The sequence below is a fragment of the Bacteroides sp. AM16-13 genome (assembly GCF_003602705.1).
GTDB lineage: Bacteria > Bacteroidota > Bacteroidia > Bacteroidales > Bacteroidaceae > Bacteroides > Bacteroides xylanisolvens.
In genome coordinates, this window is the sequence record NZ_QTLK01000003.1 from 174763 (window position 1) to 191960 (window position 17198).

16 protein-coding genes are annotated in these 17198 nt (G+C 40.1%); 15 read left to right on the forward strand and 1 reads right to left on the reverse strand.

Annotated features, from left to right (window positions below; translation table 11 throughout):
- Positions 1-7 precede the first annotated feature (7 nt).
- The 9 genes from DW173_RS03295 to DW173_RS03335 all read left to right on the forward strand — a co-directional run bounded on the left by DW173_RS03295 (position 8) and on the right by DW173_RS03335 (position 10843).
- Positions 8-1375 carry an Mfa1 family fimbria major subunit gene (locus DW173_RS03295; protein ID WP_199722812.1) on the forward strand — a complete coding sequence of 456 codons (1368 nt, stop codon included), beginning with the start codon at positions 8-10 and terminating at the stop codon, positions 1373-1375.
- Positions 1376-1387: 12 nt separating this feature from the next.
- The gene (locus DW173_RS03300; protein ID WP_120143713.1) at positions 1388-2380 is read left to right on the forward strand and encodes a fimbrillin family protein; all 993 of its coding nucleotides are present in this window, start codon (positions 1388-1390) and stop codon (positions 2378-2380) included.
- A 28-nt stretch (positions 2381-2408) separates the two neighbouring features.
- Complete coding sequence (locus tag DW173_RS03305; RefSeq protein ID WP_233562088.1) at positions 2409-4541, forward strand: fimbrillin family protein; 2133 nt, start codon at positions 2409-2411, stop codon at positions 4539-4541.
- 22 nt (positions 4542-4563) lie between these two features.
- A complete protein-coding gene (locus DW173_RS03310; RefSeq protein ID WP_120143714.1) occupies positions 4564-5598 on the forward strand; it encodes a BF2992 family fimbrillin-A clan protein in 1035 nt (344 codons plus the stop codon).
- Positions 5599-5617: 19 nt separating this feature from the next.
- Positions 5618-6844 carry a DUF4906 domain-containing protein gene (locus DW173_RS03315; protein ID WP_120143716.1) on the forward strand — a complete coding sequence of 409 codons (1227 nt, stop codon included), beginning with the start codon at positions 5618-5620 and terminating at the stop codon, positions 6842-6844.
- A gap of 19 nt (positions 6845-6863) precedes the next feature.
- The gene (locus DW173_RS03320; protein ID WP_120143718.1) at positions 6864-7124 is read left to right on the forward strand and encodes a hypothetical protein; all 261 of its coding nucleotides are present in this window, start codon (positions 6864-6866) and stop codon (positions 7122-7124) included.
- A 259-nt stretch (positions 7125-7383) separates the two neighbouring features.
- Complete coding sequence (locus DW173_RS03325; RefSeq protein ID WP_120143720.1) at positions 7384-7881, forward strand: hypothetical protein; 498 nt, start codon at positions 7384-7386, stop codon at positions 7879-7881.
- Positions 7882-7901: 20 nt separating this feature from the next.
- Positions 7902-9548 (forward strand): flotillin family protein, encoded by a 1647-nt coding sequence (locus DW173_RS03330; RefSeq protein WP_120143722.1) that lies wholly within the window; start codon positions 7902-7904, stop codon positions 9546-9548.
- A 164-nt stretch (positions 9549-9712) separates the two neighbouring features.
- Complete coding sequence (locus DW173_RS03335) at positions 9713-10843, forward strand: AAA family ATPase (RefSeq protein ID WP_049701976.1); 1131 nt, start codon at positions 9713-9715, stop codon at positions 10841-10843.
- A gap of 413 nt (positions 10844-11256) precedes the next feature.
- On the opposite strand, the gene DW173_RS03340 is transcribed toward DW173_RS03335, so the two are convergent.
- Entirely contained in the window at positions 11257-11694 is a 438-nt protein-coding gene (locus tag DW173_RS03340; RefSeq protein ID WP_008020821.1) for a DUF6078 family protein, read from the reverse strand.
- A 191-nt stretch (positions 11695-11885) separates the two neighbouring features.
- Between DW173_RS03340 and DW173_RS03345 the strand changes: the two genes are divergently transcribed.
- The 6 genes from DW173_RS03345 to DW173_RS03370 all read left to right on the forward strand — a co-directional run bounded on the left by DW173_RS03345 (position 11886) and on the right by DW173_RS03370 (position 17198).
- Positions 11886-12746 carry a hypothetical protein gene (locus DW173_RS03345; protein ID WP_120143724.1) on the forward strand — a complete coding sequence of 287 codons (861 nt, stop codon included), beginning with the start codon at positions 11886-11888 and terminating at the stop codon, positions 12744-12746.
- 82 nt (positions 12747-12828) lie between these two features.
- A complete protein-coding gene (locus DW173_RS03350) occupies positions 12829-13506 on the forward strand; it encodes a DUF5715 family protein (protein ID WP_008020814.1) in 678 nt (225 codons plus the stop codon).
- 101 nt (positions 13507-13607) lie between these two features.
- Positions 13608-14555 carry a PhoH family protein gene (locus DW173_RS03355; protein ID WP_004315678.1) on the forward strand — a complete coding sequence of 316 codons (948 nt, stop codon included), beginning with the start codon at positions 13608-13610 and terminating at the stop codon, positions 14553-14555.
- 13 nt (positions 14556-14568) lie between these two features.
- Positions 14569-15513: a phosphoribosylaminoimidazolesuccinocarboxamide synthase gene (locus DW173_RS03360; RefSeq protein ID WP_117809785.1), complete on the forward strand. Its 945-nt coding sequence runs from the start codon at positions 14569-14571 to the stop codon at positions 15511-15513.
- Positions 15514-15674: 161 nt separating this feature from the next.
- On the forward strand, positions 15675-16412 hold the full coding sequence (ubiE, locus tag DW173_RS03365; protein WP_004315680.1) for a bifunctional demethylmenaquinone methyltransferase/2-methoxy-6-polyprenyl-1,4-benzoquinol methylase UbiE: 738 nt from the start codon (positions 15675-15677) through the stop codon (positions 16410-16412).
- A gap of 39 nt (positions 16413-16451) precedes the next feature.
- On the forward strand, positions 16452-17198 hold the full coding sequence (locus DW173_RS03370; RefSeq protein WP_008645474.1) for a shikimate dehydrogenase family protein: 747 nt from the start codon (positions 16452-16454) through the stop codon (positions 17196-17198).

Below are 17198 nucleotides of genomic sequence, written 5' to 3' on the forward strand. Positions count from 1 at the left end.
CAAGATAATGAGACACTCCAAATTAACATATAATCTTCTGGTTGCCTTGATAGCAATTGCCGGTTTTTCTGGATGCTCACAAGATGAGTTCATCGAAGAAAAGGATCTACAACCGCAAATTGAAGCCCAATTAATGTTATCCATCAACCTGCCGCAAATCGGCACACGGGCTATTAATGAAGAGACATTATCCGGTACAGCAGAAGAAAGTAAATGCCGCAAACTTACATTGTTTATCATGAATACCGATGGTACAAATATTCAAGATAAAACTGTAACCGGAGAAGACTTGGAAAATGAGTTCTTATATTTTATTGTAAATACGTCTATCGGTGATAAAAAAATATTTGTTGCAGCTAACATGACAGATGAACAAATAAAGGCTGTCAAGACGGCTGCAGATCATAATCCGGAGCAAGTAATAAAAGATATAAAAGAGGTCACTACAAATTATAACTTTGTAATGACCGGGCAGGCAGTTACTGAAGACAGCAACAGTGAAATCATCAACATAGAAGAACATAAGATGACAAGAATCAAAGCTACTTTGACACGTGTCACATCTAAGGTTTTGTTGACTTGCACTACAAAAGAAAATACAGGATATGTCAACTTGATCAAAGATAACGGATACATAAGATTGAGTGACGTACATTATATTCTGGAAACAACCAATAAAAAGTTCTTCCCATTTCAAAAAGCAAATAATGAAGACCCGAACTTCCTGATGAGTACAACACTCCAGGCTAATTATGACGCCAACTTCTTTGCAGCAGCAACGAAAGTGACAGAGGGAGAAATTGCAATACAGCATGATGCCCAACGAATAGAAGGAAGTGATAATCCATATACAGAAGGACTCTATTGTCTCGAAAACACAATAGATATAGACGGTGAATACTCAAATGACTTTAGTGATCCTCAAAAAGTTGCCACTTATTTGAGAGTAGCTGCTAAGTTTACACCGAAGAACATTGACGGAATCACCGGTTTATCTGAACAGGATGCGAAAAAGAAATTATCCGGCAATGGAACATTCTATACTTGTAAAAAAGGAACGGCACTTGCTAAAGAAATGTGTTACAGCAGCATAGAGAAGGGGATCAATTACCTGAAGAGTGAATACAACCTGACTGTCACACCCAATGATTTCACCACTTATGAAGATGGTTGGCAGTATTACGAGACATTTGTCAACTCTCCTACAAGTTTTAGTAAAGAGGCAGGAATAGTACGTAACAACTATTACATTATCAATGTTCGTGCGTTCACCACCTTGCAATCGGATAAGACAATTGAAGTCAATACCACCATGGTACCATGGGTTCTTAAGGGACGGACTACGATTGATGTTGAAACAGGAAATAATCAATAAAGGAGTACAGCTATGAAACTAATAAGACAACATAACATCATCAATGGAGTGCTCCTGATGGCAGCAGTCAGCGTTAGCAGTTGCGATAGTATACTAGAAGACGACTCCTTGCCCGTTAGCAATGAAAATATAGAAATAAGTTTCACCCGTTCCAGTGAAAATACAGTTAGCCTCAATGACAATGGCACTTTCAAAGTTGCGTTCTTCACAGGAGCAGACTACCACTTTTATGCTGCAACGGACAACCTCTCGGGAATTGACAATTACAAAGAAAATGCCTACGACACAGCAATTCCTTATCCAAACGGTAACGCTGTATATGCAGTAGGCTACGCTCCAAGTAATCTCTTAACAGCATCCGATGACTATAAGCAACTGACTTTGGCATCAACAGCTTCGGCAGGAACAGTTGACGTGTTAGCCTCACAAACTGAAACAGGAAGTAAAAGTAGTCCTTTTTCAAATCAATCGCCACTTCAATTCCAGCACCTATTAACTAAAATCACTTTCATCGCCAAACGTGATAAAAAGATGCAAAGCAGCAAACATGTACACGATGTAAAAGTGACACTCGGCACATCATATCTCATTAATAAATGGGAATATAACAATCAAGGCATTTATATGGCAGCCGGAACACAAGGAAATATGGAGAACCTAACGTTACACGTTCCTGATCAATATCTGACTGACATCGACACTGAATACATCGTAGGTACATGTTATCTAAATATGCCAGCCCATAACAATGGAAAGCTTTCTTTCAGTCTGGAAGCAACCCTGACTCCGGTAGGTTCAACCGATGACATTAAGGCTGATTATGGAGAAATGAACATACAACTACTGGAAGCTAATAATCAGATTCCGGTATCAACAGCAAAAGCGGGAGAAGCTTATGAAGTAGTCATTAACTTCACTCAAGATTCATTTACGCTAACCGGTGTAAAAGCACCTTGGAAAACAGGAGGATTAATCACAGTACCCATTAATCCGACTAACAACTAATAAGAACATCCAAAACAACAATTAAGCCATGATGAGATATAATAACATAATAAACGGTTTGCTGGCGATTGCATCTATATTAGCATTCACAGCATGTGCGGAAGACACCGCTTACGATGATAATGTTGCGGAAGGGAATGGAGTTTTTAGATTTTCCGGCGTTCCAAGCATATATACAAGAGCGAACGCATCTGTTGATTACCAGGAACAATTTGAAACAGGTACCAAATACCAGCTATTCGCTATCGAAGCTAGTAATTGGAGCACAAATTACCTTCAGAAAAATCCAAAAGAAAATGCGATAGAAGGCACTGAAACAGCCGACCATACTATCTCATTTGATGGAAACAATAAATTCAATAATCATAGTTTAGATTTTTACGCAGTTACTCTAAGTGATAAAACACTTGTACCAAATATTAAATATAATAGTAATGGTGCACCCACCTGTTATGTTTCTTATGATAACGGAGCATTAACAGATGTGATGTGGTCGGGTAATCTAAAGAATCAAACTTATAAAAATTCAGGAAAATTACAGTTGAACTTCGAACACACTTTATCCAAGCTTCATGTATATGCACAGAAGAATGATGAATTAGCCAGTTCTACTGTTGTATTGAAAGAAGTCAAATTAATTGATTATTTATCAGGAGACTTAAGTCTTGAAACCGGAGAATTCAGTAGCGAGACAGACACAAGAGTTGACAATTCAACACATACACATTCTGTATACACAGGGACAGCTGTGATTAACGAAGAAACAGCTAAGAAAGAAATTTTTTCGGCAATGGCATTCCCTACCAGAGGAACCGAAACCGATTCTCACGCCTTAGGACTCAAGGTGACAACTACAGTGGATGGTAAAGAAAAGACCACTACCTATCGTATAAAAGAAGTAGATGTGGAAAATACAACTGATAATAAAAATCCCAAATACAAGGCATTCAAATTTAAACCGAATTATGAGTATGACATCGTACTGACTATGACTCAAACAACCATGGTAGTGACCGTAATTCCACGTGTATACGATTGGATAGACGATAATTCAGATTACGAAGATACACAAATAGGTAGTTCGGTTACATTTGGCGGCGTGACATGGATGGATAGAAACTTAGGAGCTACAAGTGCTGATGCAACAAAAAGTATTCAGAGCTGGGAAGCATCCCGTGGATTTTACTACCAGTTCGGACGTAGTATTCCTTATTATTTGAACGGCAGTTGTTTAGATCCTAATGTAAAGGATCCTGCCAAAGCAGTTCCCGCGTGTAATGGTTCGAAGAAAGAAAACAATGCTAAACCTTTCCCATACGTTCCCAATAATTATAGTGTTGTACAACGCACTGGTAAAGATCAGGGCTATGATGACTGTGCACAGGATCCGGGAGAGAAGGATGCCAAAAAATCATTTAGCTTCAGTTCATCAGAAGATGAAGATTATGGTAGAGATTGGGCATCCGATCATTCCGTAAGTGCCACATATTGGGATAATTCAGTAAATCAGCCTTGCCCCAAAGGTTGGAGGCTACCTACTAAAGATGAATTTTTATCAATTGTTCCCAGCAGTCAAAATGCGGGAGATATAACATTCTTAAATCATAGCGGAACTTATAGCATAACAGAAAAGAATGATGTTTACAATGAGAAAGCAGTATATGTAGGAGTCCCTGTCAGTGAGCAATCGTGGGGTACAATCTACGCTATCAAACGTCAAGGAACGCCCAATGCTTATCGGGTACGTTGGCAGATACAACGTGTAGGAGATACAGCAAATGACAATGATAAATGTGACACAGGAAGCAATGCACAGGGATATCGTTCGGTGCTTGTTATTTCACGTTATCCCGCTAAGGAAGATAGTGAACTGACAAAGGATAATTACAACACAGACTATACCGATTGGGATAATCCCGTAGAAACACTCATGTTACCGATAAGCGGATATATACATGTAGATGGAGGAGCAGCCCTGATATATGCCGGAAGTGAAGCGATTTATCATACATCCACAGCAGATACAAATAAGAATAAATCATGGAGTTTCCGCATAAAGTTCAGTGGTGATATAAACCAAAGATATCTATATATGTGGAATGACGAAAGACGTGGTTATGGTTGTTCTGTACGCTGTGTACGTGATAAGAATGTGAATTAAGAACAAAACAAATAGAAGAGATATGAAAGCAAGGAATTATATACAACAACTAATGCTCCTTCTCATACCGGTTGGGTTACTAACAGCCTGTCTGTCCGAAGAAGAAGGAGAATGCTTACCCAATGAAGGCAAAGTGCCGGTAACGGTACAATTAGGAGGCCAGTATGCCATTATGTCCGGAAAAGATGCACCTGACAGTAACACTCGCGCTATCAATAATTCAGCACTGGATAGAGTTAAAATTCTGAACCTTTCAGAAGGCAGTACGTTGTGGCTTTTCGCAAAAAGCAGTAAAACTACACAAACACAGGGTTATGTTGTAAAGACCGGAGACGGTGGTGTTCAATCACTTTACCCTTGTTCTCAATTTGATGAAAATGGGGATTACAAGGAAGAAGATGTAAGTAAGACTCCATTGTTCTTAACCCCGGGTAGATATACATTTAGTGCTATTTCGCCGGCGAAGGCATCTTATAAGGACGGTAAATGTATTATTAAGAATGGAGAATATGTAATAGCTACCAATAATAGTTGGACACAAACTGAATCTACCACTTGTGATATATCAGGCAATGAAGGAGTTATTCTTCTCAATCCGCTGATGCAAGTAACTTCCCGCATGAAGTTCTTAATCAAAGGTACTGATAAAATAGCCAATTTATCTATCATGCAAGCAGGTGTTGAAATAGACGGCATACAAATAGATCCTACTTCTGGAGACAATTATACCGTAGGAAGCAATATGCCATCTAATTTAGGAGATAAATACAATAGAATCTATGTACCAGCTAAGAATTTTATTACCACATCCGAAGGAATACTACAAGGAGAAACAGGTATCTTACCAACAGATTGCCGCTCTACCCCAGTAGTAGTTATCATGAATGTATTAGTAAATGACGTCCCCACACAATTTACATATTCTATCGTAGGCAAGCAATTCCTACCGGGATATTCATACAATTACACCGTTACACTTGATATAAAAGACGGTATTACAGTAGCCAACTGGCAAGAATCTTCCTGGACAGCTGATATAGATCCCGATATTAATTAAATAGTAGGAGAAGAAAATCATGAAACGAAACTCTATATATACTTTAATAGCTTGCTTGCTTTTAGCAGCCTGCTCGTCCGAAGAGGAATGGAATCTATCTGACCATACTCCGGCTATTGAACTTGGAGAAGGACAAATCGCTGTACAACTCAATCTACAGACTACGGACTTTACAGTAGAAGAAACCCGCTCTGCCACCCCGATAGATTTACAAATAGAAAACCCGATGTACAATCTATGGTTATTGCACTATAATGAAGAAGGGGGATTGGTAGAAAGTGATACAAAATATATTCATCTGAATGATAAAGGAGAATTAGCGACTAATTATACTGCTACATTAACACTTGCTGATAGTAATCAAGGAACACTTTGTTTAATTGCCAATCTTGAAGGAACAGGCAGTGGCAATAATCCTTCAACTGCCTATGCTCCAAGTAACGACAAGGGTTCATGGCCAAAAACACTGCAACTATTACAGAAAGAACTTTTGACCTTGCCTATCAACCAAAATGCAACAGATGCTACATTGGGGTTACCGTCCAAAATGTTTATGTATGGTTTCTATCAAGGTACATTAAATACTTCGCATCCGGTTAATATCACATTAGGACGTATGGCAGCCCGTTTGGATATTGTAATCAAGGCAGCGGATAGTAAAAGCACATTGCATAATATTCAATTGCAATTAAAAAACGCAGTCATCAAAAGTCATTATTCACCGATGAAGATAGATAGTGAAGAAAATGTTTATGTGGATTTTCCCGAAGATAAGACTTTTAAAAATGAGACAGTGACTAGTTCAGCACCAATCACTTGTTACTACTTTACAGGAGAAAATATCACACCGGAGATTGGAAAAGAAACAGTACTCATCGTAAAAGCTGATAAAGTTACTGCTGAAACAAAAGAAATTGATGTTATTGTAAAATGCAATGAAGGTGATGCTGGCGCTCAACAGTGTGGGTATGAAGAAAATCCAGACTACAATAATCAGAAGGGCGGTTTTATTGATTATGATACAAAAACTTATTATCGTACCACCAGAGATGGTGATTGGTTTTGGGGGTATACTTATAACTACGTCTACTATAAAAAGGAAACACGTACAGTCAAAGTAGAAGGTTCAGAAAAGACCGTCCCATGTACCTACACCATCAAACTAGGTGCTAATGCTCCGGGCACAAGTGATGATTATTCTCTTTACCGTAACAATAATTATACCTTTAATATCAACTTAAAATAACCTTTAAATACGCCATATTATGACACCCAAAGACATCCTACAACTAGAATCAACAGATAAACGCCAAGCGTATCTGTTTGAAGAGAACGGACGCTGGTATGCATACGAACATTCAGCCAACCGGATAGAGAAGTTCGTGAAAGGTTTTGTAGACTTTAAACACAAAGTGCAAGATGTCTGCGGTAGGATAAAAATAGAGATCGACATCAACGTTTTGGAAAAATGCTCCATAACGTTGTGTGAAGACTCTCTGCTTGTACTCGACTGTCCTACAACATAAAAGCGGCAAAAAGTACAAGCGACAGAAACCGATAAGTAGAAAAATTTACACAGATATTGTTTGTTTTGTTTGTGTTCCTCACCCCACTCAGAGACAGCTTGCGAAAGTAGTGCTGAGTGGGTGGGGTTTTTTTGTAATACCGAAAAGCAAAGCAAGAATAGGAAATAGCTATTTTTTACGAATTATCTTTGTTTATCTCATATAAACCTGTATATTTGAGGTATTATAACTAGAGACTTTACATTAATACAAAATAACTATGAGCCATACTATTTTCCTCATCATCGCCCTCGTCACGACAGGAATCTTTCTTATTCAATTCGTATTATCCATCTTTTTCGGAGACATAGATGCAGATGTAGACGTGGATGCTGATATTAGTAGCGTAGTTTCTTTTAAAGGACTTACCCATTTCGGAATTGGATTCGGCTGGTACATGTATCTGGCGGGAAACACGGAAATCCAAAGTTACGTCATCGGTATTCTGGTAGGACTTTTCTTTGTTTTCGCCGTCTGGTTCCTTTATAAAAAAGCTTATCAACTGCAACAAGTGAACCACACCGAGCAGACCGATCAGCTTGTGGGACGGGAATGTGTGATCTATTTCAAACAAAGCGACAGCAAATATACAGTACAGACCACCCGGGACGGAGCCATGCGCGAAGTAGACGTCATCTCCGAATCCGGAAAAGCATATCAGACTGGCGACAGAACGATTATCACCAGTTACAAAGACGGAACACTATTCATTCAATAATTATTCAAATACACAATTTTATGACACAAGAAATGTTAATCATGGCTGCTATACTAGTGGCAGTCATCCTACTCACTTTTATTGGTATCCTTTCGCGTTACCGTAAATGTAAGAGTGATGAAGTCCTCGTTGTATATGGTAAAACGGGAGGAGAGAAAAAATCGGCAAAGCTATATCATGGTGGTGCGGCTTTTGTATGGCCGATTATTCAGGGATATGAATTCCTGTCCATGAAACCAATGCAGATCGAATGTAAACTGACCGGCGCATTATCCGCTCAAAACATTCGTGTAGATGTGCCGACTACAATCACTGTAGCTATCAGCACCGATCCCGAAGTGATGCAAAACGCTGCTGAACGTATGCTGGGATTAACGATGGATGACAAGCAGAACTTAATTACTGATGTTGTATACGGTCAGATGCGTATGGTGATCGCCGATATGACTATCGAAGAATTAAATTCAGACCGTGATAAGTTCCTGGCAAAAGTGAAAGATAACATCGATACCGAACTTCGCAAATTCGGTTTGTATCTGATGAACATCAACATCAGTGATATTCGCGACGCTGCCAACTACATTGTCAACTTAGGTAAGGAAGCTGAAAGTAAAGCACTGAACGAAGCACAGGCTAACATCGAAGAACAGGAAAAGCTGGGTGCTATCAAAATTGCCAATCAGATTAAAGAACGCGAAACTAAAGTTGCGGAAACCCGCAAAGACCAAGATATCGCTATCGCAGAAACGAAGAAACAACAGGAAATCTCTGTTGCAAATGCGGATAAGGACAGAATCTCGCAAGTAGCCATCGCCAACGCGGAAAAAGAATCGCAAGTAGCAAAGGCTGAAGCTGAAAAGAACATCCGTATCGAGCAGGCAAATACTGAAAAGGAAAGCCGTGTTGCCGAACTAAACTCGGATATGGAAATCAAACAGGCGGAAGCTGCCAAGAAAGCTGCCATCGGACGAAATGACGCACAGAAAGAGGTGGCTCTATCAAATTCCGAACTAGCCGTAACACAGGCTAACGCCGACAAGCAAGCCGGTGAAGCTGCCGCGAAATCGGAAGCTGCCGTACAGACTGCACGCGAAATTGCGCAAAAAGAAGTGGAAGAAGCTAAGGCACGAAAAGTGGAATCTTCATTGAAGGCTGAAAAGATTGTTCCTGCAGAAATCGCCAGACAGGAAGCTATCCTTCAGGCAAATGCCATCGCTGAAAAGATTACCCGCGAAGCGGAAGCACGCGCAAAGGCTACTTTAGCACAAGCCGAAGCGGAAGCAAAAGCTATCCAAATGAAACTGGAAGCAGAAGCGGAAGGTAAGAAACGGTCATTACTTGCGGAAGCGGAAGGTTTCGAAGCAATGGTAAGAGCGGCCGAATCGAATCCGGCTATCGCTATCCAATATAAGATGGTAGACCAGTGGAAGGAAATCGCCGGCGAACAGGTGAAGGCATTCGAACACATGAACTTAGGAAATATCACCGTATTCGACGGAGGAAATGGTGGAACTAGTAATTTCCTGAATACATTAGTAAAGACAGTAGCTCCGAGCCTTGGCGTATTAGACAAACTTCCTATCGGTGAAACAGTGAAAGGTATTATCAATCCGGAAAGCAAAACGGAGGAAAAGCCTGCAACCAAAGCTGATGGAGAAAAAAGATAAGAAATAGTTGTAATCCGACATAATATACGCTGATGAGAAAAGAATGATCGCTTGTTCTCATCAGCGTTTGTTTTTTATATAATTCAAATAAATCTTTGAATATTCCAGATTTATTACGTTCTTTGTGTTACATAAAATATGTAACGTAAAATATGTAATAAGTCATGAAGCCATACAATCCATTCCTTGTATACGGTTACAACAGTCCCGAATACTTTTGCGATCGGGAGAAAGAAACTGATAAAATGATTTCAGCTTTACTAAATGAACGTAACCTGACCTTAATATCCCCCCGACGCATGGGAAAGACGGGACTCATCAAAAATGTATTCTATCGAATGAAGCGGGAAAATAATCCGAATGCTGCCTATTTTTATATGGACATTTACTCCACACGTGATTTAAAAGCATTCATCCAGTTACTTGCTCAAAATGTACTTGGAGAATTAGATACTCTGTCCCAAAACATACTCCGGCAAATGACTGCTTTCTTCAAATCTTGCCGTCCTATTATCAGCGCTGACGAAAGAAGTGGTATGCCTACCGTAACATTAGACTTTGCTCCTACCCACGCTGAACAAACATTGAAAGAAATACTCAATTATATGGTAGCCTCAAAGAAACAGTGTTATCTTGCCATTGATGAATTCCAACAAATTACAGAATATCCGGAAAAAGGTGTAGAAGCATTGCTCCGCTCTCATATCCAATTCATGCCCAATGTACATTTTATCTTTTCCGGAAGTAAAAAGCATGTAATGGAAGAAATGTTTACTTCTGCAAAACGTCCTTTTTATCAAAGTACCCAAATCATTGTATTAACGGAAATCCCACTGGAGAATTATTATTCGTTCGCACACTCATTCTTTGCTAAGGAAAAAAGAGAGTTGACACTAGAAACATTTTCTTATTTGTACCAACTTGAAAACGGACACACATGGTACGTCCAAAGTATACTCAACCGATTGTATGAAAAGAAAATCAACCCCATTGATAACCGACTGGTAGATAGATGTATAAACGACATTTTAGATGAACAGGAAACCATATATCAAAGTAACCTGACTCTACTAACCAACAATCAAGTAGATTTATTGAAAGCTATTGCCACAGAAGGCTGTATAAAAAGCATAAATGCCAATGACTTCATCAAAAAGCATCATTTAAAAACGCCCAGCAGCGTTAACGTGGCACTAAAATCCTTACTGAATAAAGAACTGATATATAATACACCAGATGGGTATATTGTCTATGACCGTTTTTTCGGAAAATGGCTGAAAGATGCAGTAATCTAATACGCACTAGAAATGATTTCGTGAAATCATTTCTCATGTTCTCATACTTCACATGATAATTATCTGTAATTCAAAGCAATAGCACTATGAGAAATACTTTTTAAAAAGGTGTTTCTCATAGTATTTTGCCTGAAATGTCATAAAAAACCGGTATTTCTCATACTTTCATCATGCATTTCTCATACCGGAACTGCTATATAATACCTACATAATAAATGTCAACCCAACCCGAAGATAAAAAAAAGGCAGCCAACTATTATCAGGGTATTACAGCCCCCGGTAGTCCCACATATTGTGGGAAAAGATTCCCTAGCTGGAGAGAATTTATTCCCTCATTTTGAGGGAATAAATTCCCATAATATAAGAGAATACTTTCCCACAATATATGGGATTACCGGAACTAACGGATATACTTACCCAAGATCATAGTATTCGATATATTCATCATATTGAGGCGTTTCTGTAACTCCCCTCTTTCGAAAAAGTTCTTGTATATACTTTTGTTCCTTTGGTTTAATCAACCGTTCTTTATTGCAACAACGATAATAGATCGTTTTGCCGAAGTAGGCTATCATCTGTCGCTTGATAACGGTGGCATCAGCAAGCGGCACCCGATCCAGCAAATGTTTCATTCCCCGTGCAAACAACACCGGCTTTTCATCAATAAAGTAAGTACAGTCTTCACCATCGGAGGTGACATGTTCGGGATTAATAACCATTACAGCAGCCCGCTCTTTCGGCATTCGGAGAGTTACTTGTCGTCGCAGACATTTGTCCGCACGCAAACAATGTCCATTCAAGCAATGAGCGAAGCTAACGGGCATAGAATTGTAATCGAAATCTGTTTTCATGTGTGTTATGTTTAGTGGAAAAGTGGCCTATTTTTATAAACCGCTACAAATGTATGAAAATAGCTGGAGGACAAGAAATAAATACACTATTTACTTCAACACATTGATAAAATCTTTATATTTGCCTCCAACATCAATACAGGAACTTATAAAACTATATCTCTCCTGCAAAACTATAAAACAGAATAATCATGAAGACAAAACATTTACCTGGAGCACTACTGTCATTTCTCTATACAATTATCTTTTTTAGCTGTGGAAATAACGATGAAAAAAAGATATATTCTTTATCCTTCGAAAAAGAGTATTACGAACGACCTTTGTTAGGAACAGCCAATATCACCATCACAGGTGGAAACAGGGACTACACCGTAACTGTAGAAAAAACTGACATTTTAAATATAGATGTAGATTTGTCCAGTTCGATAGGAATGGGAAGCTTAAGGGTCACCCCAAAAAAGAAAGGAGAAACAAAGGTGAAAGTAAAAGATAATATCACCAACGAAACAGTTGATTTAAGAATTAAAATAACAGACAGCTATTTGGCGTACGCTATAGAAAAAAGTAATCATCCGGCACTTTCCAATGGCACTGTAGTTTATCTGATTAACAATGAAGCTAAAGAATGCTATTTTTTCCGTTATATTGAGTTTAGAGACGAACTATCTCACACTCCAATAGCAAAAGGAACATACGACTTTTTCACCAAGTTAGAAAGCGGTTCCGGCAACTCGTCTCCTACATACGCCATACCTTATTTAACATTAAATTATACATCTGACGAACAAGAAAATTTCACGGATGCATCAGTTCCCCCCACCCCTCACAAATTAAGATTTGAGCTATACGATGGGGTTACGAGTGCAAATGCTGTCCTAAATCTTATATCAAGATTTCTAGGTGTAGATTGGAAAGAACTTGTAGAAAAAGCTCTTACCAGAAGCGAACATACAATAGTACCCACACTAAAAACAACAATTGACAATACAGATTATACCATAATAGGTATATTAAATACCTATCCTGAAATACCAGAGAATATTTTGGAATAACCTCAAAAGTATGGAATTGAAAATAATGCAAAGCATGGAACGTATGAAAAAATAGCGTATATTTGCGAGCAAAAAATATAAAATGACTATTTATAAGCTTCGCATATTACCGCTATTTTTACTAGTTATTGGGCTTACAACGCTTACTTCGGGCTGCAAAAAGAAAGACATGTCGCTGAAACTGAATGAGCCACGCAATATTCGTGGCGTCGTCAGCTATAAACGTTCTTTCCCTGATTTGAATGACGCACATCTGGAAGTAGCCAAAAAGATAGGTATCCGTCCATTGGCAGACCGGGAAGCAGCAGAAGATATGAAAGAAAAGCTAACTCATATTACCGACAATGAGTTTTATGTAGTAGATTCACTGACACACTCTATCCCCTATCTCGTACCGCGTGCCAGTGCACTGCTCGATACAATCGGTTCCAATTTCCTCGATTCATTGGCAGCCAAAGGTCTAAACCCCAACCAGGTAATTATTACTTCCGTACTGCGTACCGAAAACGATGTGAAACGCCTCCGCCGTCGCAACGGAAATGCTTCCGCCAACTCGGCACACTGCTTTGGAGCCACCTTTGATGTCAGTTGGAAACGTTTCAAAAAGGTAGAAGACAAGGATGGAAGACCGTTACAGGATGTAAGTGCCGATACACTGAAACTTGTCTTGTCCGAGGTTTTAAGAGACCTGCGACAAGCTGAAAAATGCTACATCAAATATGAATTGAAGCAAGGATGTTTCCATATCACCGCCCGATAATCGGGAGATGAGTATAAAATGCAATAAAATTCACCTCCAAACAATCAGAGAATCCAAAACGTTTGATTAAATTTGCAGAAATTTTTCTTTAATACAACTTAATGATAGAGAAGCTGATTGTTCTTGAGGACATTGATCCGGTTATTTTTTACGGTGTAAACAACGCCAACATACAGTTAATTAAAGCTTTATATCCAAAGCTACGCATAGTTGCCCGAGGCAATGTCATCAAAGTGCTGGGCGACGAGGAGGAAATGTGTGCCTTCGAGGAAAATATCACCAAACTTGAAAAGTACTGCGCCGAATATAATTCACTGAAAGAAGAAGTCATCATTGACATTATAAAAGGAAATGCTCCGCAAGCGGAACAGACAGGAAACGTGATTGTGTTCAGCGTCACGGGCAAGCCTATCATCCCCCGAAGCGAAAACCAGTTGAAACTGGTAGAAGGATTCGCCAAGAATGATATGGTATTCGCCATCGGTCCGGCAGGTTCGGGAAAAACATACACCGCTATTGCCCTTGCCGTGCGTGCATTGAAAAACAAAGAAATCAAAAAAATCATTCTTAGCCGCCCCGCCGTAGAAGCCGGAGAAAAGCTCGGTTTCCTGCCCGGCGACATGAAAGATAAGATCGATCCATACCTGCAACCTTTATATGACGCCTTGCAGGATATGATACCTGCCGCCAAGTTAAAGGAATACATGGAATTGAACATTATCCAGATTGCCCCGTTAGCCTTTATGCGCGGACGTACGCTGAATGATGCAGTCGTCATATTGGACGAAGCCCAGAATACTACCGCACAACAAATCAAAATGTTCCTCACCCGTATGGGTATGAACACCAAGATGATTGTGACGGGAGACATGACACAGATTGACCTTCCCGCTTCACAAACGTCAGGATTGGTGCAAGCCCTCCGCATCTTGAAGGGAGTGAAAGGGATCAGTTTTGTTGAACTGAATAAGAAAGATATTGTACGCCATAAACTGGTGGAACGTATCGTGGATGCTTACGAAAAGTTCGATAAAGAAGCGAAATTTTAATATATATATCATTATGAAAGCATTAACAAAAACAGATTTCAACTTTCCGGGACAGAAAAGTGTGTACCACGGAAAAGTGCGCGATGTGTACAACATCAACGGCGAAAAACTCGTCATGGTAGCAACCGACCGTATTTCGGCCTTTGACGTAGTACTACCTGAAGGTATTCCTTACAAAGGACAAATGCTGAACCAGATTGCAGCTAAATTCCTCGATGCCACTACTGACATCTGTCCGAACTGGAAACTGGCTACTCCGGACCCAATGGTAACAGTGGGTGTGTTGTGTGAAGGTTTTCCGGTGGAAATGATTGTACGTGGTTACCTGTGCGGTAGCGCATGGCGGGCTTACAAAAGCGGTGTACGCGAGATTTGCGGCGTAAAATTGCCGGACGGAATGCGCGAAAACCAAAAATTCCCCGAACCGATCGTCACTCCGACTACGAAAGCAGAAATGGGATTGCACGACGAAGACATCTCTAAAGAAGAAATCCTGAAACAGGGATTGGCTACTCCGGAAGAGTATGAAATCCTCGAAAAATATACATTAGCCCTTTTCAAACGCGGTACTGAAATCGCAGCAGAACGCGGACTGATTCTCGTAGATACAAAATACGAATTCGGCAAGCACAACGGTACTATCTACCTGATGGACGAAATCCACACTCCAGATTCAAGCCGTTATTTCTATGCTGAAGGTTACCAGGAACGTTTCGAAAAAGGCGAACCCCAGAAACAACTTTCTAAAGAGTTCGTTCGCGAATGGTTGATGGAAAACGGTTTTCAGGGCAAAGACGGTCAGAAAGTGCCTGAAATGACTCCGGCTATCGTACAAAGCATCAGTGACCGTTACATCGAATTGTTCGAAAACATCACCGGTGAGAAGTTTGTGAAAGAAGATACCACCAACATCGCTGAACGTATATTCAAAAACGTTGAAACGTTCTTGAATCGTTGATAGTCAACAAATGACAGATAATAAATGATAGTTGACAGATAATGAATGACAGTTCGTATGCAATTCATCGCATATAACTTCAACCTTAATTATTATCCGCCAACTATCATTTATCAACTATCATCTTCCAACTATCATTTATCAACTATCAATTAAAAAGAATGGACTACCCACAACAACATATCAAGCCTTACGACGAAGAAGGAAAAAAGACCGAGCAAGTGGAACGAATGTTCGACAACATCGCGCATGCATACGATAAGCTGAACCATACCTTATCTCTAGGTATCGACCGCAGCTGGCGCAAAAAAGCGATTGCCTGGTTACGCCCTTTCCAACCGCAGCGTATGATGGATGTAGCTACCGGCACAGGAGATTTTGCTATCCTCGCCTGTCGTAAACTGCAACCTGCCGAACTGATCGGGACGGACATCTCGGAAGGCATGATGAATGTGGGACGTGAAAAAGTAAAAAAGGAAGGACTGTCGGACAAAATCTCTTTTGCCCGGGAGGACTGTACTTCACTCTCTTTTGCCGACAATGATTTTGACGCCATCACCGTAGCTTTCGGTATCCGCAATTTCGAAGACCTCGACAAAGGACTCTCCGAAATGTGCCGTGTATTGAAACCGGGCGGTCATCTTGTGATTCTGGAACTTACCACTCCGGATCGTTTCCCGATGAAACAATTGTTTTCCATCTACTCAAAAGTCGTCATTCCATTATTGGGCAAACTGCTCTCCAAAGATAACAGTGCCTACCGCTATCTGCCGGATACCATCAAAGTATTTCCTCAAGGGGAAGTGATGAAAGGAGTCATCGCCCGAGCCGGATTTAGCGAAGTCAACTTCAAACGGCTGACCTTTGGCATCTGCACGCTTTATACCGCAACAAAATAGCAATTCATTGTGAATGATTAATTTAACCCTTATTATATTATGGAAAAATATGGTTTAATCGGCTATCCTCTGCGACATTCATTTTCTATCGGATACTTTAATGAGAAGTTCAAATCCGAAGGAATCAATGCAGAGTATGTGAATTTTGAGATTCCCAGTATCAATAACTTCATGGAAGTGATCGAAGAGAATCCCAACCTGTGCGGGCTCAATGTCACCATCCCTTACAAAGAACAAGTGATTCCTTTTCTGGATGAACTCGATCGTGACACCGCAAAGATAGGCGCAGTCAATGTGATTAAAATCATTCGCCAGCCAAAAGGAAAAGTCAAGTTGGTGGGTTACAACTCCGATATCATTGGATTCACTCAATCCATCCAGCCCTTGTTGCAGCCTCATCACAAGAAAGCGTTGATTTTGGGTACCGGCGGAGCTTCCAAAGCTGTCTACCACGGTCTGAAGAATCTAGGTATCGAAAGCATCTTCGTATCGCGCACCCACAAAGCCGACGATATGCTGACTTATGAAGAACTGACTCCCGAAATTATGGCAGAATACACAGTCATTGTCAATAGCACTCCCGTAGGAATGTTTCCTAAGGTAGATTTCTGCCCTAATATCCCTTATGAACTTCTGACACCAAACCATTTGCTCTACGATTTGTTATATAATCCGAACGTTACGCTGTTCATGAAAAAAGGAGAAGCGCAAGGGGCTGTTGTAAAAAACGGTCTGGAAATGCTCCTGCTTCAGGCATTTGCCGCCTGGGAGATATGGCATAAATAA

Bases quoted from the DNA above. Each gene is read 5' to 3' on its own strand.
- ubiE (WP_004315680.1), top strand. From the start codon at position 15,675: ATGGACTACCCACAACAACATATCAAGCCTTACGACGAAGAAGGAAAA.
- DW173_RS03335 (WP_049701976.1), top strand. From the start codon at position 9,713: ATGAAGCCATACAATCCATTCCTTGTATACGGTTACAACAGTCCCGAA.
- DW173_RS03330 (WP_120143722.1), top strand. From the start codon at position 7,902: ATGACACAAGAAATGTTAATCATGGCTGCTATACTAGTGGCAGTCATC.
- DW173_RS03325 (WP_120143720.1), top strand. From the start codon at position 7,384: ATGAGCCATACTATTTTCCTCATCATCGCCCTCGTCACGACAGGAATC.
- DW173_RS03350 (WP_008020814.1), top strand. From the start codon at position 12,829: ATGACTATTTATAAGCTTCGCATATTACCGCTATTTTTACTAGTTATT.
- DW173_RS03340 (WP_008020821.1), bottom strand. From the start codon at position 11,694: ATGAAAACAGATTTCGATTACAATTCTATGCCCGTTAGCTTCGCTCAT.
- DW173_RS03305 (WP_233562088.1), top strand. From the start codon at position 2,409: ATGATGAGATATAATAACATAATAAACGGTTTGCTGGCGATTGCATCT.
- DW173_RS03360 (WP_117809785.1), top strand. From the start codon at position 14,569: ATGAAAGCATTAACAAAAACAGATTTCAACTTTCCGGGACAGAAAAGT.
- DW173_RS03300 (WP_120143713.1), top strand. From the start codon at position 1,388: ATGAAACTAATAAGACAACATAACATCATCAATGGAGTGCTCCTGATG.
- DW173_RS03295 (WP_199722812.1), top strand. From the start codon at position 8: ATGAGACACTCCAAATTAACATATAATCTTCTGGTTGCCTTGATAGCA.
- DW173_RS03355 (WP_004315678.1), top strand. From the start codon at position 13,608: ATGATAGAGAAGCTGATTGTTCTTGAGGACATTGATCCGGTTATTTTT.
- DW173_RS03370 (WP_008645474.1), top strand. From the start codon at position 16,452: ATGGAAAAATATGGTTTAATCGGCTATCCTCTGCGACATTCATTTTCT.
- DW173_RS03320 (WP_120143718.1), top strand. From the start codon at position 6,864: ATGACACCCAAAGACATCCTACAACTAGAATCAACAGATAAACGCCAA.
- DW173_RS03315 (WP_120143716.1), top strand. From the start codon at position 5,618: ATGAAACGAAACTCTATATATACTTTAATAGCTTGCTTGCTTTTAGCA.
- DW173_RS03310 (WP_120143714.1), top strand. From the start codon at position 4,564: ATGAAAGCAAGGAATTATATACAACAACTAATGCTCCTTCTCATACCG.
- DW173_RS03345 (WP_120143724.1), top strand. From the start codon at position 11,886: ATGAAGACAAAACATTTACCTGGAGCACTACTGTCATTTCTCTATACA.